This is a genomic window from Paenibacillus sp. IHBB 3054 (genome assembly GCF_051594305.1).
GTDB lineage: Bacteria > Bacillota > Bacilli > Paenibacillales > Paenibacillaceae > Paenibacillus_AQ.
Genome location: NZ_JBOFBG010000029.1, coordinates 14394 through 40390, shown reverse-complemented (window position 1 = coordinate 40390; position 25997 = coordinate 14394). Strand labels below are relative to the sequence as shown.

The 25997-nt window shown below is 49.5% G+C and carries 24 protein-coding genes; 5 read left to right on the top strand and 19 right to left on the bottom strand.

Features of this window, described 5'->3' with window-relative positions; genetic code table 11:
- Positions 1–145: 145 nt before the first annotated feature.
- The 3 genes from ACQ76X_RS24955 to ACQ76X_RS24945 form a co-directional block, all read right to left on the bottom strand.
- Complete coding sequence (locus ACQ76X_RS24955) at positions 146–1249, bottom strand: HD-GYP domain-containing protein (protein WP_438496427.1); 1104 nt, start codon at positions 1247–1249, stop codon at positions 146–148.
- Positions 1250–1400: 151 nt separating this feature from the next.
- On the bottom strand, positions 1401–2228 hold the full coding sequence (locus ACQ76X_RS24950) for an undecaprenyl-diphosphate phosphatase (RefSeq protein ID WP_438496426.1): 828 nt from the start codon (positions 2226–2228) through the stop codon (positions 1401–1403).
- A 77-nt stretch (positions 2229–2305) separates the two neighbouring features.
- Positions 2306–3757 carry a bifunctional metallophosphatase/5'-nucleotidase gene (locus tag ACQ76X_RS24945; RefSeq protein WP_438496424.1) on the bottom strand — a complete coding sequence of 484 codons (1452 nt, stop codon included), beginning with the start codon at positions 3755–3757 and terminating at the stop codon, positions 2306–2308.
- Positions 3758–3894: 137 nt separating this feature from the next.
- Here ACQ76X_RS24945 and ACQ76X_RS24940 point away from each other — a divergent pair, with 137 nt between their 5' ends.
- Both ACQ76X_RS24940 and ACQ76X_RS24935 read left to right on the top strand, forming a co-directional pair.
- Positions 3895–4608 (top strand): molybdenum cofactor biosynthesis protein, encoded by a 714-nt coding sequence (locus ACQ76X_RS24940; RefSeq protein WP_438496423.1) that lies wholly within the window; start codon positions 3895–3897, stop codon positions 4606–4608.
- A 79-nt stretch (positions 4609–4687) separates the two neighbouring features.
- Positions 4688–5728: an HD-GYP domain-containing protein gene (locus ACQ76X_RS24935; RefSeq protein ID WP_438496422.1), complete on the top strand. Its 1041-nt coding sequence runs from the start codon at positions 4688–4690 to the stop codon at positions 5726–5728.
- Positions 5729–5857: 129 nt separating this feature from the next.
- On the opposite strand, the gene ACQ76X_RS24930 is transcribed toward ACQ76X_RS24935, so the two are convergent.
- From ACQ76X_RS24930 to licT, 3 genes are all read right to left on the bottom strand, one after another.
- Positions 5858–7315: a glycoside hydrolase family 1 protein gene (locus ACQ76X_RS24930; protein WP_438496420.1), complete on the bottom strand. Its 1458-nt coding sequence runs from the start codon at positions 7313–7315 to the stop codon at positions 5858–5860.
- 18 nt (positions 7316–7333) lie between these two features.
- On the bottom strand, positions 7334–9190 hold the full coding sequence (locus tag ACQ76X_RS24925) for a beta-glucoside-specific PTS transporter subunit IIABC (RefSeq protein WP_438496419.1): 1857 nt from the start codon (positions 9188–9190) through the stop codon (positions 7334–7336).
- A gap of 221 nt (positions 9191–9411) precedes the next feature.
- Positions 9412–10257 carry a BglG family transcription antiterminator LicT gene (gene licT, locus ACQ76X_RS24920; RefSeq protein ID WP_076113283.1) on the bottom strand — a complete coding sequence of 282 codons (846 nt, stop codon included), beginning with the start codon at positions 10255–10257 and terminating at the stop codon, positions 9412–9414.
- Positions 10258–10558: 301 nt separating this feature from the next.
- Here licT and ACQ76X_RS24915 point away from each other — a divergent pair, with 301 nt between their 5' ends.
- Entirely contained in the window at positions 10559–10807 is a 249-nt protein-coding gene (locus ACQ76X_RS24915) for a DUF7667 family protein (RefSeq protein WP_341377870.1), read from the top strand.
- 94 nt (positions 10808–10901) lie between these two features.
- Here ACQ76X_RS24915 and ACQ76X_RS24910 read toward each other — a convergent pair whose 3' ends face one another.
- The 11 genes from ACQ76X_RS24910 to ACQ76X_RS24860 form a co-directional block, all read right to left on the bottom strand.
- A complete protein-coding gene (locus ACQ76X_RS24910) occupies positions 10902–12761 on the bottom strand; it encodes an ABC transporter ATP-binding protein (protein ID WP_438496417.1) in 1860 nt (619 codons plus the stop codon).
- Positions 12751–14526, bottom strand: a complete 1776-nt coding sequence (locus ACQ76X_RS24905) for an ABC transporter ATP-binding protein (RefSeq protein WP_038588551.1) — start codon at positions 14524–14526, stop codon at positions 12751–12753. The genes ACQ76X_RS24910 and ACQ76X_RS24905 overlap by 11 nt, the downstream gene beginning before the upstream one ends.
- 499 nt (positions 14527–15025) lie before the next feature.
- On the bottom strand, positions 15026–15574 hold the full coding sequence (locus ACQ76X_RS24900; RefSeq protein ID WP_438496416.1) for a dihydrofolate reductase family protein: 549 nt from the start codon (positions 15572–15574) through the stop codon (positions 15026–15028).
- A 155-nt stretch (positions 15575–15729) separates the two neighbouring features.
- The gene (gene sufB, locus ACQ76X_RS24895; protein ID WP_038588545.1) at positions 15730–17127 is read right to left on the bottom strand and encodes a Fe-S cluster assembly protein SufB; all 1398 of its coding nucleotides are present in this window, start codon (positions 17125–17127) and stop codon (positions 15730–15732) included.
- A gap of 20 nt (positions 17128–17147) precedes the next feature.
- Positions 17148–17585 carry a Fe-S cluster assembly sulfur transfer protein SufU gene (gene sufU, locus ACQ76X_RS24890; protein WP_038588542.1) on the bottom strand — a complete coding sequence of 146 codons (438 nt, stop codon included), beginning with the start codon at positions 17583–17585 and terminating at the stop codon, positions 17148–17150.
- A complete protein-coding gene (locus tag ACQ76X_RS24885; protein WP_438496415.1) occupies positions 17572–18798 on the bottom strand; it encodes a cysteine desulfurase in 1227 nt (408 codons plus the stop codon). The genes sufU and ACQ76X_RS24885 overlap by 14 nt, the downstream gene beginning before the upstream one ends.
- Complete coding sequence (gene sufD / locus ACQ76X_RS24880; RefSeq protein ID WP_438496414.1) at positions 18795–20096, bottom strand: Fe-S cluster assembly protein SufD; 1302 nt, start codon at positions 20094–20096, stop codon at positions 18795–18797. Before sufD ends, ACQ76X_RS24885 begins: the two co-directional genes overlap by 4 nt.
- Before the next feature lie 28 nt (positions 20097–20124).
- A complete protein-coding gene (gene sufC, locus ACQ76X_RS24875) occupies positions 20125–20907 on the bottom strand; it encodes a Fe-S cluster assembly ATPase SufC (RefSeq protein WP_038588534.1) in 783 nt (260 codons plus the stop codon).
- A gap of 229 nt (positions 20908–21136) precedes the next feature.
- Positions 21137–21709: a DUF1802 family protein gene (locus ACQ76X_RS24870; RefSeq protein WP_438496413.1), complete on the bottom strand. Its 573-nt coding sequence runs from the start codon at positions 21707–21709 to the stop codon at positions 21137–21139.
- A 183-nt stretch (positions 21710–21892) separates the two neighbouring features.
- On the bottom strand, positions 21893–22354 hold the full coding sequence (locus ACQ76X_RS24865) for a Dps family protein (RefSeq protein WP_038588528.1): 462 nt from the start codon (positions 22352–22354) through the stop codon (positions 21893–21895).
- Between the two features lie 369 nt (positions 22355–22723).
- A complete protein-coding gene (locus tag ACQ76X_RS24860) occupies positions 22724–23026 on the bottom strand; it encodes a YunC family protein (RefSeq protein ID WP_438496412.1) in 303 nt (100 codons plus the stop codon).
- Positions 23027–23227: 201 nt separating this feature from the next.
- On the opposite strand from ACQ76X_RS24860, the gene ACQ76X_RS24855 reads away from it, so the two are divergent.
- On the top strand, positions 23228–23734 hold the full coding sequence (locus tag ACQ76X_RS24855) for a hypothetical protein (RefSeq protein ID WP_340899557.1): 507 nt from the start codon (positions 23228–23230) through the stop codon (positions 23732–23734).
- Positions 23735–23824: 90 nt separating this feature from the next.
- Here ACQ76X_RS24855 and ACQ76X_RS24850 read toward each other — a convergent pair whose 3' ends face one another.
- Complete coding sequence (locus tag ACQ76X_RS24850) at positions 23825–24202, bottom strand: DUF423 domain-containing protein (RefSeq protein WP_038588519.1); 378 nt, start codon at positions 24200–24202, stop codon at positions 23825–23827.
- A gap of 172 nt (positions 24203–24374) precedes the next feature.
- Between ACQ76X_RS24850 and ACQ76X_RS24845 the strand changes: the two genes are divergently transcribed.
- Positions 24375–24839, top strand: coding sequence for a hypothetical protein (locus ACQ76X_RS24845; RefSeq protein ID WP_438496411.1), 465 nt, complete (start codon positions 24375–24377; stop codon positions 24837–24839).
- A 107-nt stretch (positions 24840–24946) separates the two neighbouring features.
- Here ACQ76X_RS24845 and ACQ76X_RS24840 read toward each other — a convergent pair whose 3' ends face one another.
- Positions 24947–25834, bottom strand: coding sequence for a hypothetical protein (locus ACQ76X_RS24840; protein ID WP_438496410.1), 888 nt, complete (start codon positions 25832–25834; stop codon positions 24947–24949).
- Positions 25835–25997 lie beyond the last annotated feature (163 nt).

Genomic DNA, 25997 nt, shown 5'->3' with positions numbered 1-25997 from the left:
GTTGCGGCCCGGGGAATCTTTCCTTAGGAAGAGTATAAAAAACAGCGGGGAAGAAAGCAGGCCGCACCGCTGCGTACCCTGCTTTCTTCCCTCGCTGCGAAACGGCAGGGAAGCCGAAAAGATATCTCCCTGCCGCCAACATCCATTAGGTCACCTTCACCACAGATTGATCCTCATCTGACACGCCGACGATCACAACGGAAAGTGCTCTGCCAAGATCCCGTTCAAAGGGAATAACCGTCTCACCCTCGGGGCCGGCAAATACCCGCACAACCGGCCTGTGGGGGATACTGGGATCAATTTTGACCACGACGCCACTCTCACCGGTGCTCAGCTTCACTGTGAGCCCGAGCGGGTAGATCGCTACACGGTCCCTGAACAGCTCCAGCTGGTTTTGCTCATACAATGTCCCTGAGCCGACATACAGCGCCTCTACCGCCTGATGCGGCAGCATCGCCTTTTTATAGATCCGGTTCGAGGTCATGGCATCGTAGGAATCGGCTATCCCCAGCCATTTGGCATATTCATGGATTTGCGGACCGGTCAGCCCGCGTGGATAGCCGGAGCCGTCAATACGTTCATGATGCTGCAGGGCACAATGCGCCGCGAGCAGCGGGATATTCGGCTCATCCTTGAGAATCCGGTATCCGATTTCAGTATGAGCCTGCATATGGCGGAATTCCTCGTCGCTGAGCATCCCCGGCTTCTGGATGATTTTGACCGGAATCTGCGTTTTGCCAATGTCATGCAGCAGCGAGCCCAGCCCAATTACCCGCAGCTCCTCTTTGCTGTAGCCATGGGCAATTCCAAGCACCAGCGTATACAGACAGACATTAAGCGAATGGACATACAGGTAGTTGTCAGCTGTATGCATATCCGCCAGCATAATCATCGGGTCCTCCAGTGATGACATGTCCTCCAGAATGGAGTCCATCATCTTGGAGAATTTTTTGTCTAGATGATAGAAGCCTTTAGTTATGCCGGAAGCACCGGACATATCCTGAAACTGGCTCCTAATGACCTTGAGCGCCTGATTGCGCGTCTCATCATGCAGCATTCCAGTAATTACGATATCTTCCGTGATGGCATCCTCTATATAAATATAGCCGATGTCGATCCTTGCCAGCCGCTTAATTAAGGCATCCGTAAGTTCTATTCCGTCCGCTAACAGAACAAGTCCTTCATCATTATAAATTTTTTTACCCAGCTTCATTCCCGCCTGAAGCCGATTCACGGATACTAAACGCACCTTGGCTCACTCCTGCCCTTAACGGTAAATTACTATTCTGTTTCAAAATCCTAGGGTCAACACGCTGTGTCTATACCGTTGCCTTGAGCGATCCGGCAAGAAATTTGTGATGAACGGATACATCCTTGCCGGTACCAAGTTTTTTTGGAGATTAACGCATAATAAACAGCCAGAAAACAGCTGCCAGGATAAACCGGTAGATCGCAAAGTGCGTCGGTCTGATCTTTTGAATCAGCTTCATGAACAGGATTACGACCACATAAGCGACTATAAATGAAATTACGAATCCAATGGCAAAATCCCAAATGGTATCACTTGTAAAATACTTGTACGAATCCAGCAGCTCATAACCGGAAGCCGCACACATAATCGGAATGGCGATGAGGAAGGAAAAATCCGCCGAAGCCTTATAGCTGACACCGCTCAGCATACCGCCTGAGATTGTAGATCCGGAGCGGGAGAAGCCGGGCCAGAGTACGGAAATAATCTGATACAGGCCAATAGCCAGCGCCTGCCCGTAAGACAGATCATCAAGCTCATGCGCAGTTACACGGATCTTACGTTTGTTCACCCATTCTGCAACGATCATTAGAATCCCGCCGGCGACAAGTGCCCATAGCACCGTCGTAGCCCCGAAAAGCCCCTTGATAAAGTCACGGGCAAAAAAGGCCACTGCCAGCGCCGGAGCAATTCCGAGAATGATGTGCACCAGATTGAGACGTGAAGCAGGCATCACACCGCCTCTGCCTTGACGGCTGCGTCCGATCCCCAGCAAATTCAGAACCCGCTGGCGGTAGACCAGCGCAATGGCCAGAATCGCACCGAGCTGAATGACAATTTCGTATGTCTTCATTATCGGCTCTTGTTCGTTATAGCCTAATAGTTTCGTGGTAAGAATCATGTGGCCTGTTGATGAAACCGGAATAAACTCCGTAATCCCCTCTACAATAGCCAGAATAATTGCTGTAATAGTATCCATCTTAGCCTCCTGTTCTTGAACATATGAAACTTGTTGCAGCTTGTTGCTCTAGATTTACATATGTAGGTGATGCCACATTAAGTCGCTCTGCTCTCCCAGCGGACGAGCGTACATTCCTCAAGACTTCCCGGACGCTGCAGCTCCATCCGCAGCAGATCGCGCAGAAAATGTGGCAGCAGATACACTGTATCACGCCCGTTAGCGATACTCTCATATCCGCTCCGAAAAGTGAACATGTCCAAAGTCCCTACTTCATATTCCCGGCTTTCCTCCAGCGGTTCTCCATCGACAAAAATGGCAATATCGTTATCATAAGGCATGACCGCCGGATCGTACAAGATTTTTAATCCATCCACAGCCAGGCTTCCCAGCACGTTTCCCCGGAAACCATAACCGAAGATTGCCTTATTGCAGAACTCGTCTGACAGGCTCTGTTCAAGCGCCGTGCGGATGTCTTTGCCGGCAAGCTTGATCGTACAAGGATTAATCGGTGAGGGACAGAGCGCATGAAGCATCCCTGCAGTGATATTCCCCTTTGGAAGCGGCCCGAGAAGCTGTCCGGTATTGACTATTGAGATCGGACTGCCTGTGAACCGCCGCACCGCCTGTGCCAGCAGATTGCCAAAGGGTGATTCGCCCTGCAGATCCAGCGGCAGCTCGCGGTCACTGATCGCCACCGTCTCCTCCAGCACTTCAAGACCACGCTGCAAATTCATCCTTACGGCAGGAGCAATAACATCCTCGCTCAGATTGGGATCAACAGCAATGCATCCACCGTTCAAGAACTTGAACGAATCTCCAGGCTCTGTCCGTTCAAACACAAGCCTTCCTACATAGCGGCCGAATTTCCCCGCACCGCATACGGCGGTTCCGTTAATGATGAGCGGCGTTTCCAGCATATGATGTGTATGTCCGCCGAGGATCGCATGCACACCTTCCAGCTTCTCCGCCAGCGCCCGGTCTGCAGGCAGGCCAAGGTGAGAGAGAATAATAACAAGGTCGACCTGCGGGGCCAGAAGACGGCACTCCTCACGCAGCGCCTCCTCAGGGTCCATGACATCCCAGCCCATCAAAGAATAGAAGGAAGTGAAAGCTGCCGTAGCTCCCGTAATCCCGATTCTGATGCCTTCCTTCTCCACAATCGTATGGCGTTTGATCCAGTGCGGAGGTTCTCCCGTCGACGAATCCAGGAAATTGCAGCACACCACCGGACACTGCAGGCCGGTGAATATCGCAGACAATGTCTCTTGCGCATCTCCCTGCGAGAAGGTCAGTCCTTCGTTGTTTCCGATGGTGACAGCGTCGTATCCGGTCAAGTTAAGAATATCAATGTTCGCCTGGCCCATAGTGCCTTCGGTTTCCACAGCTGCCCGGTCCATATGATCCCCGATATCCACCAGCAGCACGGGATCTCCACCTGCCTCGGCCTTTAGAAGTTCAATCTGCGCAGCAATCAGACTCATCATTTCAAAGTGGCTATGTATATCATTCGTATGAAGTATGGTCAATCTTTGCGGCGCGGATTCCATCAGCTTCTGTCCCTCCCACCTGTTTAGCCGTTCAGAATGTAGCGGCAGGTGTGTCATCTTATAAGACCTAGCATAACATTTTCAGGGCTAATATGGTATATTTGAATCATTATCAGAACCTAAGAGGTGAGTAAACTATGCATATAACTATACGTCTGTTTGCCGGACTGGCCGAGGTAATCGGCTCTTCCACCCTGTCTTTTCACATTCACGATAACTCCGTAACTGCGGGCCGTTTAAAGGAGCTTCTATCTGCCTCCTACCCTGATGCGGCGGCACAGATTAGTGTTTCTTTAGTAGCTATTGACCGTGAATACGCTCCTGATGATACTGAGATCTCTGAAACCTCCGAAGTCGCCCTGATTCCTCCCGTTTCCGGAGGAGAAGCCGAACCCTCAAGGAGCGAGACTGAAGATGGTCTGTTCAGTATTACTGACCTGCCTCTGAATGCAGAAGCTCTTCTGGATAAAGTGCTTGACAGCGATCACGGAGCTTCCTTAATCTTCGTCGGAACTACGCGTGAGATGACCGGAGACCAGCGGACAACAGCGCTTCATTACGAGGCCTACATCCCGATGGCGCTCAGCAAGCTGCAGGAAATCGGCAGAGGGGTTCAGGAACGCTGGAATGCCCGCTGCGCCATTGCACACCGGATAGGACTCGTAGGCCTTAAGGAAGCCAGCGTTATTATTGCAGTGTCAGCGGCGCATAGGGATGTCTGTTACGAAGCTAGCCGTTACGCCATCGAGAAGCTTAAAGCCTCCGTTCCGGTGTGGAAAAAAGACATCAATGAATCTGGAGAACAGTGGCTCGGCTCTGACCTAAAAGCACAGAATTACCAGATAGATTAACCTGTAATTCAAAACCATTGAATATTCCCGATTTTGTTGCTATGCTGGAAAAAATAGCTAATGTAAGGTGGCATATTCATTGAAAGTACACGTCATGGATCTTAAACCGGGTGATTGCCTGCGGATGGACACCTTTAATTCAAGAGGGCTGCATGTACTACCTAAAGGATCATCTCTCCAGATCGAGGAGATAGCCAAGCTGATACAGCATGGCGTTGATTATGTTGATATCGAGGAGGCGCATGTAGCACCAGTCCCAACCAGCAGGTCTTCCATCATTCAGGCCGTAGCCGCCAACCTTGATACAAGTATTGAAGGCTTTGAATCGGTATATATGGAAGCGTTAACCAAGGGGAGCTTTAATCAAACTGTAGTGGACGATATTCTCCAGCCGTCACTGAACTCCTTGGATAAACACAAGGATGTAGTCTCTCTGCTGCTTCTGCTGGACCGGGATGATAATTACACTTATAACCATTCACTTCAGGTGGGCATGCTTTCTTATTATATCTCCTCATGGCTGGGATATTCCAAGAAAGAGTGCTACGAAATCGGCCGGGCCGGATACTTGATCGATATCGGAAAATGCCGGATCTCCCCCTCCATTCTGAATAAGCCGGGCAAGCTGTCCCCGGAGGAGTACGATCAAGTCAAATTACATACGATTTACGGTCATGAAATTATCCGCAACTCCATGAACGATCCTTATACCGCATTAGTTGCCCTGCAGCACCATGAGCGTGAAGACGGCTCCGGGTACCCCAACAACCTTACGAAATCAGACATCCACCCTTATGCCCAGATTGCTGCCGTAGCTGATATCTACAGCGCAATGACCACTCACCGTGTTTATCAATCCAAGCAAGAACTGATCTCCGTGCTGCGTGAAATCAACAATCTAAGCTTCGGCAAGCTGAACGGCAGGCCTGTACAAGCCTTTATCCAGCATTTAATGCCTAATTTCATCGGTAAACGCGTGCTGCTGAGCACGGGAGACATGGGTGTCATTGTCATGAACAATCCGCTGGATGTTTTCCGCCCGCTTGTGCAAAGCGAAGGCATATTTCTTGACCTGTCCCGCGAACGCAAAATCGCGGTGGTTGAAATTTATATGGAATAGTTAACTTCGGTTTAAATATTCCCACACAAGAAGAGGTTCCCTTTCGCCAGTGACGGCTGAGGGAACCTCTTCTTGATCATCCATAGTTAATTGCTTGTGAGAAGCAACTTACACTTTTACTCCTGAGTCCTATAATTCCTCGCCATTACTGGCGATGACTTTTTTGTACCAGTGGAAGGAATCCTTTCTGGAACGGTTCAAGGTACCGTTGCCGTCGTCATCCAGATCAACGTAGATAAATCCGTAACGCTTGGACATTTCAGAAGTAGACATGCTCACCAGGTCAATAGGGCCCCAGCTGGTATAGCCAATCAGTTCAACGCCGTCCAGCACCGCTTCCTTCATTTGAGCAATATGCTGTCTTAAGTAATCAATACGGTAGCTGTCATGGACAGAGCCGTCTTCTTCAACCTTGTCATACGCGCCAAGACCATTTTCCACGATGAACAAAGGTTTCTGATAGCGGTCATACATCGTATTCAGCATAATCCGCAAACCGGTGGGATCAATCTGCCAGCCCCATTCCGAAGCCTTCAGGTAAGGGTTCTTCACACCGCCGAACAGATTGCCCTGTGCGCGTTCTCCGTCCGGACTTGCAGACACGGTCAGCGTCATATAATAACTGAAAGCCACATAATCAACGGTGTGGAGTTTCAAAATTTCATCGTCACCCGGCTCTTTATGAATAACCACATTGTTTTCCTCAAAAAACCGCTCCATATACTTCGGATATTCCCCGCGGGCATGCACATCCGTAAAGTAGAGATTCATCTGGTTCTCCTGCTGATTCTTCAGGACATCCTCAGGATTGCAGGTATTCGCATAGCTTTCCATCCGGGCCAGCATACAGCCCATCTGCGAACCCGGGATGATCTCATGCACCAGCTTGGTGGCGAGAGAGCTGGCGACAAACTGGTGATGCAGCGCCTGGTAGATCGTCTGCAGCTTGTTCTCTGCCCGGTCGATTACAACGCCGCCGCCCGTGAATGGGCTTAGCGTCATCATATTGATCTCGTTGAAGGTGATCCAATATTTCACTTTGTCCTTGTAGCGCCGGAATACAGTCTCCGCATAACGGGTGAAGCAAGCGATAACTTCGCGGCCTGCCCAGCCGTTATATTTGTGCGTCAAGCCCAGTGGTGTTTCGTAATGGGCCAGTGTCACAAGCGGCTCGATGCCATATTTATGCAGCTCGTCAAAGACATCATCATAGAATTGCAGTCCTGCTTCATTCGGCTCGGCATCATCACCGTTCGGGAAGATGCGCGCCCAGTTGATCGACAGACGGAACACTTTGAAGCCCATTTCGGCGAACAAGGCAATGTCCTCTTTATAACGGTGGTAGAAGTCCACCCCTTCACGTTTCGGGAAACGTGCGCTGAATTCCCCGGACAGAATCTGTTCAATCCGCTCGGAGGTGATTTCTATAGCATGGTCATTTGTCCGCTCGGCCTTAGGCACGTAGGCAACCATATCCGCACTGGACAATCCTTTGCCGTCGGCATCGTATGCCCCCTCCAGCTGATTTGCGGCTGTAGCGCCGCCCCATAAGAAGTTCTGCGGAAATCCTTTTTTGATTACAGTCATGATTAATCTCCCTCTTTTCTAATTGATAATGGTCAACAGCAGGTCGCCATTTTGTACTTTGGCTGCAGTAGTCTTAAGCACATCCAGATAATTCGCAGAGTTGGTCACGATCACCGGGGTTGCAGTCACGAATCCGGCTTCACGAATCGCTGCTACATCAAATTCCAGCAGCAGTTGGCCCTGCTCGACCTTATCTCCCTCTTGCACCCGTTTGTCAAAATGTTTTCCTTTGAGCTTCACGGTATTGACCCCGACATGAATCAGCAGCTCGGCACCGCTCTCGGAGGTAATGCCAATTGCATGGCCTGTCGGGAATACAGTCGTTACCGTTCCCTTCACAGGAGAAGTTAGCCGGCCTGAATCCGGTTCAATGACGATCCCCTGGCCCATGGCTCCGGAGGCAAAAGCTTCGTCCGGCAAAGCTTCCAGTGGCATAAGTGTTCCTGTCAGCGGGCTAGCCACCGTCTCCTTGTCAATCAGCGAGGGTGACGATGCGGCAACAGGCCCGGGAGCCTCCTCAGCAGGTACTGCAGGATCATCAAATCCGAACAAATACACCAGAATAACCGCTAATACAAAAGCAACAACGATACCGATAACAACCCAGGAGAATCCTTCGCCAAAATAGGTCGGCAGAGCTAACAGGCCCGGTAAGGAGAAGCTTATTGCTTTGGCTCCGCCGATAGCGATGATCGCACCACCGATGGCACCGGAGATGCAGGCGTAGATGAATGGTTTCTTCAGCTTCAAGGTAACGCCGTAGATCGTCGGCTCGGTGATCCCGAACACGGCAGCCAGTGTTGAGGAGCCAGACAATGCTTTTAGCTGCGGATTCTTTGATTTCAGGAACACGCCGAATACCGCACCCGCTTGTGACAAGACTGCAGCAGTAAGGATAGGCAGCATGGTGTCATAGCCCAATGTGGCAATATTGCTGAGCATAACCGGTACGAAACCCCAGTGTACACCGAAGATTACGAACACCTGCCAGAACGCTCCGGCAATGGCACCGGCAACCAATGGACTTAAATTGTAGAGCCAGGTGTAGCCGGAAGCCAGCCCATCGCTGATCAATGAGCCTACAGGACCAAAAGCCAGGAAGGTCAGCGGAATAACGATAAGCAGTGCGAACATCGGAACCAGGATATTTCTAACCGATTCATGGATGAACGAACGGAACCACTTCTCTATATAGGACTGTACCCAGACCGCCAGAATGATCGGAATAACACTGGATGAATAGTTGATCAGTACAACCGGTATTCCCAAGAAGCTGAGCGCGTCCGGTGCGCTGACTGCGGTTATCACTGCCGGATAGACTAAAGCGCCTGCTACAGCAATGGAGACAAATTGATTAGCCTTGAACTTGCGCGCAGCTGTAACTGCCAGAAATACCGGCAGGAAGTAGAATACGCTGTCCGAAGCGGCATTCAGAACCAGATAGGTCCCGCTGGCTGCATTAATCCACTCCAAAGATAAAATTAAGGCGAGCAGCCCTTTAAGAATCCCTGCCCCTGCCAGTGCCCCGAGAATCGGAGAAAAGATGCTGGAAATGATATCGACGGCTTTGCCCAGAACACTGGTACTTTCTGAAGACTCATCGGCTTTGCCGGATTTTTCGGCATCCTGGAGAGAGGTTTCCTTCATAATCTGCTCGAACACCTGGCTTACATTGTTGCCTATGACTACCTGAAACTGGCCGCTATTCTCCACCACAGTAATGACGCCTGGAGTTTTTTCCAGTGCCGCTTTATCTGCCTTCCTTGAATCCTTCAGCTTAAATCTTAATCTTGTAGCGCAGTGGAACACGGAGTTCACATTGTCTTCGCCGCCTACAAGCGTAATAATCTGTTTGGACAAGTCTTTGCTGCTCATATTAGTTTGCTCCTTTACAGCTTTAGAATGTAGATCGTTGCAGCAAGTATAGGTTGTGCCAGCTGTTGACCTTATACTCCTGCAAACAAGAAAAACCTGAACTCACAGCAAAAAGGAAACGTCATCACACGCCCATTTTGCCATCAGTTCAGGTTTTGCCTGCCTTACCAGTAACACCCTGTCAGATGATCATTATTTTGTTTTCACTTTCAACCCAAGCTTTACTCCAGATTGTTGCGTTCTGTTACCCGCTGGATATGGATGGTCAGATATACGTATTCATCCTTGCTTAAGCTTTGGCTATAGGATTTTTCCAGATAATCATTGATTTTGTTGGCGCATTCAAACGCCTTCACATAAGTCTGCTTAAGCTGATTGTACAAAAAATCCTCACCGCTGCTGCTGCTCTCCTTCTTCAATACCCGCATGGAGAAATATTGCAAATGTGTAAGGAACCGCGAATAATTCAGTGAGCTCTCGTCCAGAACGACCTTGTAGTGGTAGGTGACGATATTCAGAATGTTCTGAACAATTTCCGTCATCTTGATCGTGGACTTCATTTCACTGCCGTCCATTCTGGCATTTACCAGATGCAGCGCGATAAACCCGGCTTCATCCTCGCCCAGCGAAAGTCCGGTAGCCCTTTCAATGATCTTCAGTGCATCCATCCCGATGGAGAATTCCTTCTTATAGAAACGTTTAATTTCAAACAGCATCGCATTTTTCAGTGCAATTCCCTTTTCAAAACGTTGAACAGCAAAATGGATATGATCTGTCAGGGTCAGATAGAGATTGTCGCTAAGCTCTGTACCGAGAACTCCATTCGCATAGGTGACAATTTCATTGGCTAATTCCAGATGAGCCACCGGAATGTCATTTAGAAGTTCAGTCAGTCTGGCTGTGAATTGATTTTCGTTCAGCAAAAAGATTTTATCGACCTTTTCCGGATCTACATAGTCGCCGGCTACTTTATTGAAGGAAATCCCCCTGCCCATCACAATGACTTCCTTGCCTTTCTGGTTCTTGGTTAAGAGCACATTGTTGTTAAGTATCTTCTCTATAATCATCTGTTGATCACCCCCCCCCACATTTAGTTTGTACAAAAAAAGCCTAAGCTGATCCCAATATCATTAAAAAAATGATACTCGCATCAACTTAGGCATTGCCCGCCTTACCGGTCACAATCCTGTATTACTGTTATTGTAGCACAAAAAAAAGCGATTTCAAGATTTTTGTGTTCTTTTAGTCAAATTTTATTATTCCCGGTGATTCTGCATGGTTTGGATTAACCACCGCATGGCGAGGCTTAAAAAGAGGCAGTGATTGAAGTTGTTTGCGACTGCTCACAACCTTTGAGGAGGAATACCTATGCTACCGGTTCATCAGCGTCTAGCAGAGCTTTATACTGCAAGCTGCAGGCGCCCGCTAACGGCGGCTGAAGAAGCCGAGCAGCGCCATTGCCTGCAGGTGAACACCATGTATTGCTGGGAGATGGCAAGGCTGACCCATGAAGCTGTTCTTGCTGCGCATACGGAGGACACCGAATGGCAGCAGGAGATCAGCGCACAGATGTTTGAAGTGCGTATTTCCGGCAAAGTTGGGAAACGGCGCAACTAGGCATCCATTTCTTATCCGCTATTGTAAATAGGATAATCAAAAAAAAGAGCAGCCCCTCCAGCTATTCTTATGCCGGATGGGGCTGCTCTTACTTCTATAAGAAGCGGAACTGCGCTTCGATTAAACCGTTATAAATGCCATCTCTCGCGGTAAGCTCGGCATGATTGCCTTCTTCCTTGATCTCCCCGTGATCCAGCACGATAATTTTATCGGCGTGGCGGATCGTTGACAGTCGGTGGGCCACGATAAAGGAGGTGCGGCCCTGAAGCAGAATCTTCAGCGCTTCCTGAATTTTGATCTCCGTCTCGGTATCAATACTCGCCGTAGCTTCATCCAGGATCAGAATACGCGGATCAGCCAGAAGTGCCCGGGCAAAGGAAAGCAGCTGACGCTGTCCCATGGACAGCGCACTCCCCCGCTCCTCCACCTCAGTTTCGTAACCGCCGGGCAGTTTCATGATGAAGTCATGGGCATCCACTGCCTTGGCGACCTCTTCAACCTCCTTGTCGGTGGCATCCAGCCGCCCGAAACGGATGTTGTCGCGAATCGTTCCTGAGAAGATAAAAGTATCCTGCAGCACGATACCAATCTGCTCCCGGAGACTCTGCAGGGTAACCTCACGGACATCCTTGCCGTCGATAGTAATATCGCCGCTCTTAATGTCATAGAACCGGCCGATCAGGTTAATGATCGTACTTTTACCGGAGCCCGTGTGGCCCACAAGTGCGATCGACTGGCCGGCCTTGACGTCCAGATCAATACCCTTCAGCGCCGCACGGCCCTTTTCATATTCAAAGATAACCTTGTTAAAGCGGATATCCCCTTGAATCTTCGGCAGCGGTGTTGCCCCCGGTTTATCCTGAACCGAAGGCTGCTCATCCAGATACTCAAAGATCCGTTCTGAAGACGCCATTGCCACCAGCAGCTGATTGTACATCTGTCCCAGTCTGTTGATCGGGTCCCAGAAGTTGCTCACATACGTACTGAATGCCACCAGGTAACCGACGGTCAGCTCTCCGGATTGGATCAAGTATGCCCCCAACCAGAACAGGATCATGGTGCCGAACCCGCCTGTTATTTCAATAATCGGGCCAAAAGCCTGGTTCATCGCTGAAGCCTTGTTCCATGATTTCCGGCTGTCCATGTTCATGGCATCAAAGTAATGCATATTTTCCTGTTCCTGTGTGTAGGCCTGAGTTACCCGGATACCTTGGATCGACTCATTCAAATGTGAATTGATCCGCGAGTTCTTCATCCGCACATCCTGCCAGGCAATCCGGATCTTCTGCCGCAGCTTGGTTGAAACCAAGAACATAATCGGCACCGTAACCATCACGGCAAGCCCCAGTTTCCAGTTGATCAGCAGCAGAATCACTGTAATGCCGACCAACTGTACACAGTCGATCAATAAATTGACGACCCCGTTGGTGAACAGATCCTGCAGGGAGTTAATATCATTCGTCACCCGTACCAGCACCGATCCGGCCGGACGTTTATCGAAAAAGTTAAAAGAAAGCTTCTGGATATGCCGGAACAGGTCCGAGCGCAAATCATAAATAACCCGTTGGCCGATAACATTGGTATATTTGATCCGGTACACCCCTGCGATCCACTGGATCAGGTACAGTACAACTACACTTACCGTAAGTGTGTACAGTAACGTTAAGCTGGGGCTCCCCTCTTTCGGGGCAATTGCCTTGTCAATAGCCATACTGGTCAGAAAAGGGACCGTGAGCTTCGTGACTGTGCCCAGAACCATAAGAGCGGAGACGAGCGGAAGCATCTGCTTCGCGTAAGGCTTCATATATCCGAACAACCTCGTGAACTGCTTCCAGTCAAAAGATTTGTCGATCTGGTCGTCATCCTTGTATACAAAACGTTCTTCAAGCGTCTGTTCCTCGGTTTTATTGTGCTTTGCATTAGCCGCTGTGGCTTGTTTGGCTTCAAGCTTCATGCTGAATCCCCTCCCCTCTCACCGAATTCCGGGCCAGATAATCGGCGTATTGAATCCGGTACACATCCTGATACGGGCCGGGAACTTCAATCAGCTCCGCATGCGTTCCCTTTTGAACCATTCGTCCTTCATCCATCACGATAATCTGGTCGGCATGACGCAGAGAGGAAATCCGGTGGGCAATGATCAGCGTGGTCCGTCCGCGCATAACCTCCTGGAAGCCGGTCTGGATCTCATGCTCCGTCTCCATATCCACGGCACTCGTGGCATCATCCAGAATGAGGATACGCGGATTCTTAAGCAATGCACGGGCGATGGCGATCCGCTGCTTCTGTCCGCCCGAAAGACCCATCCCCCGCTCGCCGACTACCGTGTCATATCCATCAGGCATCTCCATGATGAAATCATGCGCTTTGGCAAGCTGTGCCGCCCGGATGATTTCCTCCATGCTCACATTTTTGAGGCCGTAAGAGATATTATTGCGGATAGAGGACGAGAACAGGAACGTCTCCTGAAACACTGTCGAAATCTGCGAACGCAGGCTGCGAATATTGTATTCCCGGATATCCACGCCATCCAGTGTAATGCTTCCTTTATTTACGTCATAGGCGCGCATCATCAACTGGGTAATCGTCGATTTGCCGGAGCCGGTACCGCCAAGGAACCCGATAACCGCACCCGGCTTCGCTTCGAAATGAATGTCCTTTACAGCCGGCATTTTATTCCCGTACGCAAATGTAACATGGTCGAAAATGACCTCGCCCCGTACCTCGGAGGATACAAGCTCGCGGGCATTCTCCTTATCCTTTACATCAATCTGCTGGTTAAGGACTTCAAGTACACGTTCTCCCGAAGCTTTGGATTGCGTATAGTTGTTGATATGGAAGCCAAGCCCCCAGACCGGACCGATAATATACCAGATCAGACTGAAGAAGGCGACCAGTTCACCCAGTGACATGCGGCCCTTGATGACCAGCGTTCCGCCGACACCGAGCAGAATGGCTATACTGACGGAGGCCAGAAGCTCCATGACCGGAAAAAATTTGCTCCACAGCTCGGCGGCAAAAATCTGGTTATCCTTATAACGTTCATTACGGTGCGAAAATTTCTCAACTTCATAAGCCTCTCTGGCAAACGATTTGACCGTCCGTACACCTGTAATATTCTCCTGAACAGCCGTGGTCAGAGAGCTGAGGGCAAGCCGCATCTCCTGAAAGGCCGGATGAATTTTCGATTCGAATCTGAGTGCTACTGCAGCCAGAAAAGGCATAGTGATCAGTGTGACGAGCGTAAGCTGCCAGTTGATCGTGAACATCATAATAGACCCAAACAGCACCATAAAAAATACATTCAGCAATTGGGCGAAGCCGAAGCCGATGAAATTCCGGATCGCTTCAAGGTCCCCGGTCAACCGGGACATCAGGTCGCCAGTCTTTGCCGTATCATAGTAGCGGAAAGACAGAAATTGCAGTTTCTCATAGCAGGCATTGCGCAGCCGGTAGGCCAGAAAGTTACCCAGCCGTCCTCCAAAAAAACCGTGCGCAAACTGCAGGCAAGCTTTGACGATTACCACGGCCAGTACAGATAGAGCGAGTACGGGCACCTCAGTAAACTTCAGGGGAACAATCACATCATCAATTAACCTTCGTAGCAAATTCGGGGTAATAAGCCCCACTGCAGTTGCGGCAGCCAAGCATAAAATCGACAGAATCAGATAGTGCAGCTTCTCTCGATAAAAGCCCCGCAGTTGCCTGAGAACATCCATATCTCTCCTCCTTAAAGCTTTACGAAGTAAAGCTACTTCGTAAGCATGAACTTAGCTTTACGAAGCAAATCTCACTTCGTAAGCATGAACTTGTTCCTACTGGGCGGCGCCTGCCCCGTAAGATACATTTGGCTTGCGATGCAAATCTCACATCGCAAGCCAGCTTTTTTAGCGCTTCCATTTTAGGGACTTTAAGCAGTTTATCACCCATATTTTAATGCGGCAAAGGGTAGAAAACGCCGTTTTCCACGTTTTTCCCGAATAAAGATGGCTTATATGATAATAAAAGGATACCTATAGCTTTAATTGCTTCCATTTCCTCGCAAATACTATTCAATTAAGCAAACACAAGATTCAGGGTGTATTTTTATGCATATTTCATCCATTTCCTTGAAGCTTGTTACAACAAAAAAAAACGCAACAGCCAAAACATGGGGTTCATGTTCCAGCGGTAGCGTTTTTGCATTGCATTCTTGCTGTTTCCTCTGCTGTACAGCTCTTAGTTCTTTGCAGGCCGGTAGCAGACTACTGCGACACCGGAGGAGAACCGCTTGGTCTGCACCAGCTCAAAACCCTGCTTCTCCAGCCCATCTCCAAAGAGACGTTTGCCCTTGCCCAGCACCACCGGAAACACCATTAACCGGTACTCATCCACGAGACCCAGTGAGATCAGGGACTGCACAAGCGTGCAGCTGCCAAATACGAGAATGTCTCTGCCGGGCTGCTCTTTCAGCTTCGTGATTTCTTCCACCAGATTTTTCTTAATCAGAGATGAATTGTTCCACCCGGCTTCTGTCAGGGTTGTGGAGACTACATGTTTGGCATAACCATTCATCATCTCGCCGTATTCCCCGGTCTGCTCCAGCATATTAGGCCAGGCAGCTGCAAAGCCTTCATAGGTTACGCGCCCCAGCAACAGCGCATCGGCAGCTTTTAACTCCGCGAATTTAAACTGATCCTGCTCATCCGAGCTGTATTGAAAGGTCCACTGCGGGTCCTCCATTACACCATCAACAGTTAAAAATTCAGACACAATCAAGTTTCTCATGTGGGCCTCCTGAATACGTAGTGGGCAAAAGCAAAACATGTGCCCGGCAGGCCTGAAAGATAAGAACATCAGGGCTGCTGCGGACACACATTATGGTGGCAACTATAAATATTAATTTAAATTGTGGGGAGTTGGAAAACCTTAGTGCAGCAAGGTTATCCTATGCTGCCCTCCATCTCGAATTTTATGAGACGGTTCATTTCGACCGCATATTCCATCGGCAGTTCTTTGGTGAACGGCTCGATGAAGCCCATGACGATCATCTGTGTGGCTTCGGCTTCTGTGAGACCGCGGCTCATCAGATAGAACAGTTGCTCCTCAGATACTTTGGATACCGTCGCTTCATGCTCCAGCACGATATTATCGTTCATGATCTCATTATATGGAATCGTGTCCGAAGTGGACTGGTTATCCAGAATGAGCGTATCACATTTGATATTCGATTTCGCGCCTTCCGCCTGACGGCCGAAGGAAGCGAGTCCGCGGTAAGTTACCTTGCCGCCGTGTTTGCTGATCGATTTGGATACGATCGTCGAAGTCGTGTCCGGTGCCAAGTGGATCATCTTGGCGCCTGCATCCTGGTGCTGGCCTTTGCCGGCCACTGCAATCGACAATACGGAACCTTTAGCTCCGCGGCCTTTCAACACAACCGCAGGATATTTCATCGTCAGCTTGGAACCGATGTTGCCGTCCACCCATTCCATGGTGGCATTCTCTTCGGCAACCGCACGTTTGGTTACGAGATTGTAGATATTTGGTGCCCAGTTCTGAATAGTAGTATACCGAACACGGGAGTTCTTCATACACAGAATTTCAACAACGGCACTATGCAGCGAATTGGTGCTGTAGATTGGTGCGGTACAGCCTTCTACGTAATGCACGAAGCTGTCCTCATCCGCAAGGATCAGCGTACGCTCGAACTGACCCATGTTCTCGGAGTTGATACGGAAGTAAGCCTGCAGAGGCACTTCGCATTTCACACCCTTCGGAACATAGATAAAGCTGCCGCCCGACCACACGGCACTGTTCAGTGCAGCAAACTTATTGTCTGTCGGCGGAATGATCGTGCCGAAGAATTTCTTTAACAGCTCGGGATGCTCACGCAGCGCAGTATCGGTATCGGTGAAGATAACCCCTTGGTCTTCAAGGCTCTTCTGCATGCTGTGATAAACAACCTCAGATTCATATTGTGCCGATACACCGGCGAGGAACTTCTGCTCCGCTTCCGGAATACCCAGCTTATCGAAGGTTTCTTTAATCTCGGAAGGAACTTCCTCCCAAGTTTTTCCTTGCTTCTCGGAAGGTCTTACATAGTACTGAATGTCTTCGAAATCCAGATCATCCATGTTGCCGCCCCACTGAGGCATCGGCATCTTGCGGAATTGCTCCAGAGCTTTCAGGCGGAAGTTCAGCATCCATTCCGGCTCGTTTTTGATTGCGGAGATTTCCTTCACAATTTCGGCCGTAAGTCCTTTACCAGACTGAAATATCGACTTGTGCTCATCACGGAACCCGTACTGGTATTCCTCCATATCAGGCGCTTTCTTAGCCATGGTGTCAGCCTCCTTGTTATCTAATGTTGTTGATGTTCTTCTTCCACGTCTATTCCTTTGCGAAGCGCGTTCCATGCCAGTGTGGCACATTTGATCCGCGCCGGAAATTTATTAACACCGGAAAGGGCTTCTATATCTTCATAGTCTCCGAAATCCACTGTCTCACCCTTCATCAGGGAGGAGAACTTGTCAGCAAGCTCAAGCGCATGCTCTATAGTCTGTCCCTTGACGGCTTCCGTCATCATGGAAGCCGAAGACATGCTGATCGAACAGCCTTCGCCGCTATACCGGGCATCTTTGACGATGCCGTCCTCTACCTTAAGCTGCAGCGTAATGCGGTCGCCACAGGTCGGGTTGTTCAGCTCAATCTTCACAGCGTCGTCTGCAAATGAACCACGGTTCCGGGGATTTTTATAATGATCCATAATTACGCGTCTATACAAGTCATCCAAGTTCATAGGCGAAATACTCCTTTGCCTTGATTAAAGCTTGGACCAGCGCATCTACATCCTGTTCCGTATTGTAGAGGTAGAAGCTGGCCCGTGCTGTCGAGCTGACCTCAAGCCAGCGCATCAGCGGTTGGCAGCAATGATGGCCGGCGCGGACGGCAATACCTTCCGCATCCAGCACCGTCGCCACATCATGCGGATGCACATCACCCAGATTGAATGTGACTACACCCACCTGACGATTACGCGGGCCATACAGCGTCAAACCGTCAACCTCTGCAAGACGCTGCTCCGCGTAAGCGGCAAGCTGGATTTCATGACGGTGAATTTCATCCAATCCGATCTCCTGCAGGAAATCAATTGCTGCTCCCAATCCGACGGCACCGGCGATAATCGGTGTCCCGCCTTCGAACTTCCAAGGCAGCTCTTTCCAAGTGGATTCATAAAGACCGACGTCATCAATCATCTCGCCGCCGAACTCAACTGGCTCCATAGCTTCCAGCAATGCCTTCTTGCCGTACAAAGCACCGATGCCGGTCGGGGCCAGCATCTTGTGACCGGAGAACGCATAGAAATCGCAATCCAGATCCTGGACATCGACCTTCATATGCGGCGTGCTCTGGGCTCCGTCCACCACGATAACTGCACCCTTGCGGTGAGCAATGGCTGCAAGCTCTTTAACCGGATGGGTAACCCCCATAACATTGGATACATACGCGATGGCTACGATTTTGGTCTTGTCCGTAATCGTATTCTCGGCATCCTCCAGGGTGATCGTTCCATCCTTCTGCAGCGGAAGAAATTTCAGGGTTGCTCCAGTCTTCTTGGCCAACTGCTGCCATGGAATAAAGTTGCTGTGATGCTCCATCTGGGTGATGACAATTTCGTCGCCTTCACTAAGAACAGCAGGGCCATAAGAAGAAGCCACTATATTTAACGCTGTCGTTGTGCCGCGGGTAAAGATAATTTCCTTCGTGCTGCGGGCATGAATGAACTTCGCAACCTTCTCGCGGGCTCCCTCATAAGCATCCGTAGCCCGGCTGCCCAAGGTATGCACACCGCGGTGGACATTGGCGTTATCCCATTCATAATAGGATTTCACCGCTTCGATGACTTGGCGCGGTTTCTGTGAAGTTGCCGCACTGTCCAGGTAAACCAGCGGATGGCCGTTAATCTTTTGATTGAGGATGGGAAATTGCTCCCGGATGTTACTGTTAATCATTGGCCTAACTTCCTTTCCACAAGAGATTGGAGCTGATTGCGCAGTCCCTCCAGTGGAATTTGCGACACTACAGGTGCCAGGAAGCCGTATATGATCAGTGTTTCTGCATCGTGCCGTGAAATCCCGCGGGACATCAAGTAATATACTTGCTCGTAATTGACCCGTCCTACGGAAGCGGCATGGCCGGCTGTTACATCATCTTCATCTATAAGAAGGATCGGGTTGGCGTCGCCGCGTGCTTTCGGGCTCAGCATCAGAACCTTCTCGGTCTGCTGTCCATCGGCTCTTGTCGCGCCTTTTTCGATCTTCGTAATTCCGTTAATAATAGAAGTCGCAGAATCCCGCATAACAGCTCGGGTAATCATGTCACTCGGCGTGTTCTTGCCGAAGTGCTGCGCCTGAGTCGTATAGTTCAGCTTCTGCGAACCCGATCCTACCGCGATCACTTTGGCATCGGAGCTTGAACCATTGCCTTTCAGCACCGACTTCGTGTCACTCGCTGTATCGCCGTAATTCATTTCGCCGACAATCCACTCAATAGTTCCATCGTTCTCAACAACTGCACGGCGGTAGGTCACATCCGTAGTGTCCACGCCAAGCTGATGTACCGAAGCAAAGCGCACTTTGGCGCCTGCACCTACAAATACTTCAACCGCACCGTTATGCAGTCCGGCATCCGTTTTGTCGGATACATAGTTGTCTACATAGGTTACAGAGCTGTTCGATTCGGCAACCACCAGAATATGCGGAACGAAAGCAGCTTCTGCATCATCCGTCAGCAGCACCGCTTGCAGCGGAGTGTCGATAACCACATTCTTGGGAACATAGAGGAATACTCCGCCGTTCCACAGGGCGGCATGAAGTGCAGCAATAGAATGCTCGTCTGGCAGCACTGCCTTATGCAGATAACGCTGCACAAGATCTCCATGCTCTTTGACTGCTGTCTGCAAATCGGTAAAAATCACGCCTAGCGCAGCAAGCTCAGGAGACAGCCGTGTATAGACAGCGCCTGAATTACGTTGAATAATCAGACTGCCTTCCTCCTGACCCTGAATCAGGGCCGTTATGGAAGCAGGTGCTTCACTAAGTGCTGTAAAAGGCTGGCTTGCTTTGTAGGTTCCATAGTTGTTCACGTTCCAGCGTTCTATCCGTGTCTTTTCCAGTTTCGGCAGCTCCAAGCTTGCTGCCAGTTCCAGCGCCTTTAACCGGCTGTCCTTCAGCCAGCTTGGCTCGCCGCTGCTCTGCGATAATTCGCTGAGACGTCCGGCATCCACCGGAAGAATGGTTTGCGTCGTCATAAGTGGTTTCCTCCTTCCTGGCGTCTCTTTAAGCTTCTTGTCCTACAGTTTCATCTTCAATGCCGAGTTCTTCTTTAACCCATTCATAACCTTCTGCTTCCAGACGCTGCGCGAGTTCAGGTCCGCCGGATTTCACAATGCGGCCCTGCATCATAACATGCACGTAATCAGGCGTGATGTAGTTAAGCAGACGCTGATAATGGGTAATAACCAGGAAACCGCGTTCCGGGCTGCGCATCGAGTTTACACCTTCAGCGACAATTTTGAGTGCATCAATATCAAGGCCGGAGTCAATTTCGTCAAGAATGACGATCTTCGGATCCAGCATCATCATTTGGAGAATTTCGTTGCGTTTCTTCTCGCCGCCAGAGAAGCCTTCGTTCAGATAACGGTGCAGGAATTCCGGATTCATATCCAGTTCCTTCATCTTAGCTTCCATCTGACGGATGAAACGGATGAGGGAGATTTCACTGCCTTCTTCACGGCGCGAATTGATTGCGCTGCGCAGAAAGTCGGAGTTGGTTACTCCGCTGATCTCGCTTGGATATTGCATGGCCAGGAACAAACCGGCGCGTGCGCGTTCATCTACTGCCATCTCCAGCAGGTCTTCGCCTTCCAGCACAGCCGTGCCTTCAGTGACTACATACTTTGGATGACCCATGAGTGCCGAAGCCAGTGTACTTTTACCTGTACCGTTCGGACCCATGATAGCGTGAATTTCGCCGCCCTTCATCTGAAGATTGATACCCTTCAGAATTTCTTTTCCTTCGATTGTCGCTTTTAGTCCTTCAATGACAAAATCTGCTGCCATAATAATTATTCCCTCCACTCATCAATTTGCAAAATCAGAAAGCTGTATTGAAACAGGGGGTCCCTGTTTGCCAGCACAATTAGATTTTATATCACATTATAATTATTATAAAGTGAATCACAGTGATTATCAATGATTCTCACTAATTTTATTACAAAGGAAGTTTTTTTACAAATATCTATTTTCAATTTTCATACCCGTCTACCACGTTTACCGCTTTCTCAGCCTGCTACTGCCCAAGAGCGGAGATGATTTCCTCTTTCCTGATCCGGAACTCTTCGTCGCCCAGAACCGGGCGCAAGTTGCCGGCTTCAGGCGGGGACTCCAGTTCAATCCAGGAGCGGCAGCCTGAATACTCCGGCCGCACTTGAATAATGGCGGGAGCCTCGGGAACGTATACACGAAGCAGCAGGACATGAAGCGGTTCCTTCGCTTTCCAGCGCAATCTTTCGGACGCAAGTCCTTCGCTCCAGATGTGATAGGGGTACAGCCGTTCCAGCTGATTCAAATCACGAACCTCCAGATCAGCAGCCACTTCAGCATATGCATTCAATGAAATCACAGCGGAGTCTGCGCCGCCTGCTTCCAGTGTCTGGCCGACGAGCGGGCGGTATGGCTCCTTCAGCAGTTCGGCACGCTGGTGTTCATAAGTGGGATAGAGATAGAACGAAGGGCTTTTAAGTTCAAAACGCCGTGTTTCTTCCTCTATCCCCCCTTTACGCATCAGCATAATCATTTTGCCTTCTGTCAGCGTTTGGATGGCTGAGGCCCATTCTTTTAAAGCTACGGGGTTGGCGTTCAAGGACAATCACTCCTTCCACTTATCCTGTTCAAAATCATCATCTTCACTATAAATTATATCCCTTGCCGCAGGAGTCTACAAATTTCGCAGCCTGCCAACGCTCATGCCACAGTAACACAAAAACAAAGCCTCCACACAGGAGGCTTTGCAGAATTTCAAATGTAATTTCGGGTCAGGCTGGAATCAGCCCAGAAACGAGCGCAGCATCCATTGCTGCTTCTCCAGATCGGAGCGGATCTTGATGAACAAATCGGCTGTCGGCTGATCGCTGGCGTTCTCCGCAAGCTCAATGCCTTCCGTAAGTTCTTCGGATACCGTAGCAAAATCTTCAATGAGGGATTGGACCATGCCCCGGGCATCTTCTTTGCCCGTTGCTTCCTGAATGGTGGCAATCTCCAGATATTCTTTCATTGTAGCCGCAGGGCTGCCTTTGATACTTAGCAGACGTTCAGCAACTTCGTCCATTTTCAGCGTAATATCATCATAAAGCTCTTCAAATTTCACATGCAGGGCGAAAAATTGTTCGCCTTTGACATACCAGTGAAAGTTATGAACTTTAACGTACAATACGTTCAGGTTCGCAACTTGACGGTTGAGGACTTGTTCCAATGATGCAGTGTTTACTTTGTTAGATGCTTTAGCCATGATATGATCCCATCCTTATCCATAATTTAGCCGGCTGCTTGTCCAAGGTCCGGCCTTGCAATTGTCTATACTTACTTTACCCTTCCAGCGGTTAGCCGAAACAAAATGGAAGCCACACCTGCAGTGAAATCGAGCTCTCTCAGAGGGCTTAAACCAACTCCTTATCCGTAGGATGACCAAGATTGCCCGCCTTATGCCCTTTAACTGCCCGCACAAGTGGAAACGGATACCGTCCTCAAAAGGACGGTATCCGTTTCAGCGAGAAATAGAAGGATAATTTATAGCGTAAAGCATATAAATGCTTATACTTCAACAAAAGGGCCCCAAGAGGGCCCCTGCAACACGCCAAATCATTACCTTCATTACCGCTCAGAGCATGCGGAGCAATGCCTCACTGCCTGCCATCCCCGGCACAATCCCAAGATTTTCCGCTTCTATAGTAACAGACTCCAGCGGGGCTGCCAGGAGCTGCGCCAATGTGCGTACGCCTACGGCCCGTGCGGCAATAATCTGCCGGTCACTAAGCGTCTTATTCAGCAGTCCCACATCCAGCGCTCCGCACATAATATACCCTCGGCTTGTGCTGATGGTGAGCAGCGTTGTTTTGGGAAGTTTCACCTCGACTCCAACTAAGGTGTGATCTCCGACCTGAATAGGTTCTATGGTAACCAATAGCAGCGCCTCCTTTTTTCGTCATCCACGCTCTATGTGTATGCGGAGCCCTTTTGCTGTGTGTGGACGATGGTCCTATATCCTAATAAAATACAGAGACTTTAAGCCTTATTTCCAAGCAAAGAAGTATATGATTATTGTTTATTTAATGGTATAGTTTATTTACTTTACGAATCGATTTAGTAAAAAGCTGGGGGATTTATGGACAAGAAACTACAACACACGGACGGAAATTATTTATTTAACGTCGACATCCTGATTAATGCCCGTACCAACCCGCTTGCACTGCAATATTTACTTGAAATGTTGAATAACAGCGACAAAATCACAGATTTCAACATTAACTCAGGTCTTGAGCTGGGAAGAACCATTGACAACCTTCTACGTTCTGCGAAGATAGCTCTGCAACAAGAGTCAGCCCCTCCAGTTCCATTTAAATTGCCAGTGAAGCCGGCGGACAAACAACCGGAAAAACCCACAGAGGATAAGCCGTCAGTGGAAAGCCGTGCGGATGCTTATGGAAAGATCAGACAGTACATTCAGAACAATCAACTGGTCCGTATTCGGACGAACCGTCATGGCAAGCAGATGTCCATGCCCTGCCGTATTCTAAATTTTGATGAAGCGGCCAACTCGATAAGCATCTACCACGTTGATGAGAAACAGGTCTATACCTTTAACCTCAATGAAATTGACGAATTTCATTAGCACGAACCTGTGCAGCACAAACAAGCACCCTACCGGAATGGCATTCCGTGAAAGGTGCTTGTTTTATTTGCTTATGCCATCCGGCTGGCTTCAGTTCTTACGGGAAAGGGCTTCCCAGGCCAGACATATCCAGCCGGCAATAAAACATACGCCGCCGAGCGGGGTAACCGCTCCAAGGATTTTGATCCCGGTAATACTCAGTACGTACAAGCTGCCGGAGAAGAGAACAATTCCTGCGATCAGCAGCCTGCCGCTCCAGCGCAGGCGGACACTCTCTCCCCATTGTCCTGCAATAATCGCGACCAATATCAGTCCCAGTGCATGAATCATATGATAATGCACACCGGTTTCATACACCTTCATGTAATCCTCGCTGATCGAAGCCTTTAGCATATGCGCTCCGAATGCGCCGATCCCCACTGCCAGCATAGCCAGCAAAGCTCCCCAGGCGATAAATCTCCGTTGCATAATCAGAATACAACTCCTTATTATTGGACTTCCCCTATCTTACCTTATCGGCAAGGGTCAATTCCAGCGGAGTTCCGGGATTTTTTCAATGTGGGACTTGCATTTGAAGCGTTCTTATGAAAAAGTGGATAGTATCAAGAATCCATTCTTTTACAAGGAGCTAACTTTTATTATGGACTATAATTCTCCATCAAAATCCGACTCACAGGAAGCCCGGCAGGAAAGCCTATTTCCAGGACAAAATGATCTGTCAAAACCTGAAGTACCTTACACCTACCAAGAGAATAAACGTGATTTCAAACATTCCGGCCCAGGTATCGCCTCTTTCGTGATCGCGCTGGTCACGTTTATCGGTTATGCGATTACTTTTGTGATGGTAGGGATGCAGGCTTCTTCCATTCTTAGTGAAAGCAACAGCATCATCAATGAGTCTGCAGGAACCTTCATGTTTCTGGGATTGACCGTTTTGATTCTTGCAGCTGTTAATGTAATCGGCGCAGTTGTCGGAATTATCGGGCTGACTCTCCGCAACCGCCGCAAAGTTTTCGCCGTCATCGGCACCATTATCAATGCTATCATCCTTTTGTTGTTCATGCTGCTCATTTCTACCGTTCTGGTCAATGCCGGCTCCTACTGATTATCCCGCTATTTACTTCCATTTATAGAGAAGAGCCACTCCCGTCGTTCGTGGAGTGGCTCTTCTCTTATTTAATACTGCAACTTAAGCTGAAATGCAGGCACCTGCTAGCGGCTTACGATGGAATCCAGCGATGCGTAGACATGTGGCCCGAAGCCTTCCGAGGCCTCTCTCTGTGGAATATTGAGTTTGATCATGTAGCCTTGGCCGTCAATTTCCTTGACGATCGTTTGCCGGGTCAGGCCGGAACCTGTTGCGGTCAAATATAAGCGCAGGTCAGACATTCTGAGATCACGCTCTTCCTTGCTGAGTGCTGTCACCTTGCCAGTAGCAGACAATTCCTTACGGCCTTCCTGCTCCAAAAGATCGAGATTATAATCAGAAGGCAATTTTTCAATTTCTGCGTAATAATCAGGATCCACCTTCATAGATAACCGGTTGCTTGCCGCATCAAAGGTAAAAATATCAAATACATAAAGCGAATAACCTTCTCCGTCCGCAAGCGTGGCAGTCTTCTCTTCCGCCATGCCTTCAAGCGTAAGCTTCATGGTTCGGGTCTCCGGCAGTTTGGCCGCCGGGGCTGCCCCTTCTTCCGCCTTGGACAGCTTGGAAAGAATCCGCTGGACGACGGAAGGATCACCCTCCACCGGCTTTTCTACATATTCAAAAACTACAGGGTCCTCCATCTCAAGACCTTCAAGCACACTCTCGGTGCCAGCATCCAGTTCGAAAGCGGTAGGGCCTTCTTCCGTTTCTATTTCAATCGAATGACTGTCAATTTGACCGACATAGCTGCCGGTTCCTTGGATGACCTGTGCTTCAGCAGTAGCGGTAGGACTAGGTGCAGGCGCTGCAGTGTTTGCCACAGGTGACGGAGAAACCGTTGCCGAAGGCTCACCCGGAGCCTCAGCAGGAGTGTTGCCTCCGCAAGCGGTTAATGTCAGCATCAATACAGCGACTGCCGCAATAGCCGGTAATGAACGTTGTGATTTCATGTTGACTGCCTCCTCATAGACGTGCGGTATGGTCAATATCTGCTTGCTACCCTTATTAACGTTTAACCCATAGTCGGGGTTGCATAAACTTTGCCGAAATTGATGGGGAGCGCACTAGAAGCGTATGAGGCGGCATTTCTTCAGCTCATCATCCGGTACCCGG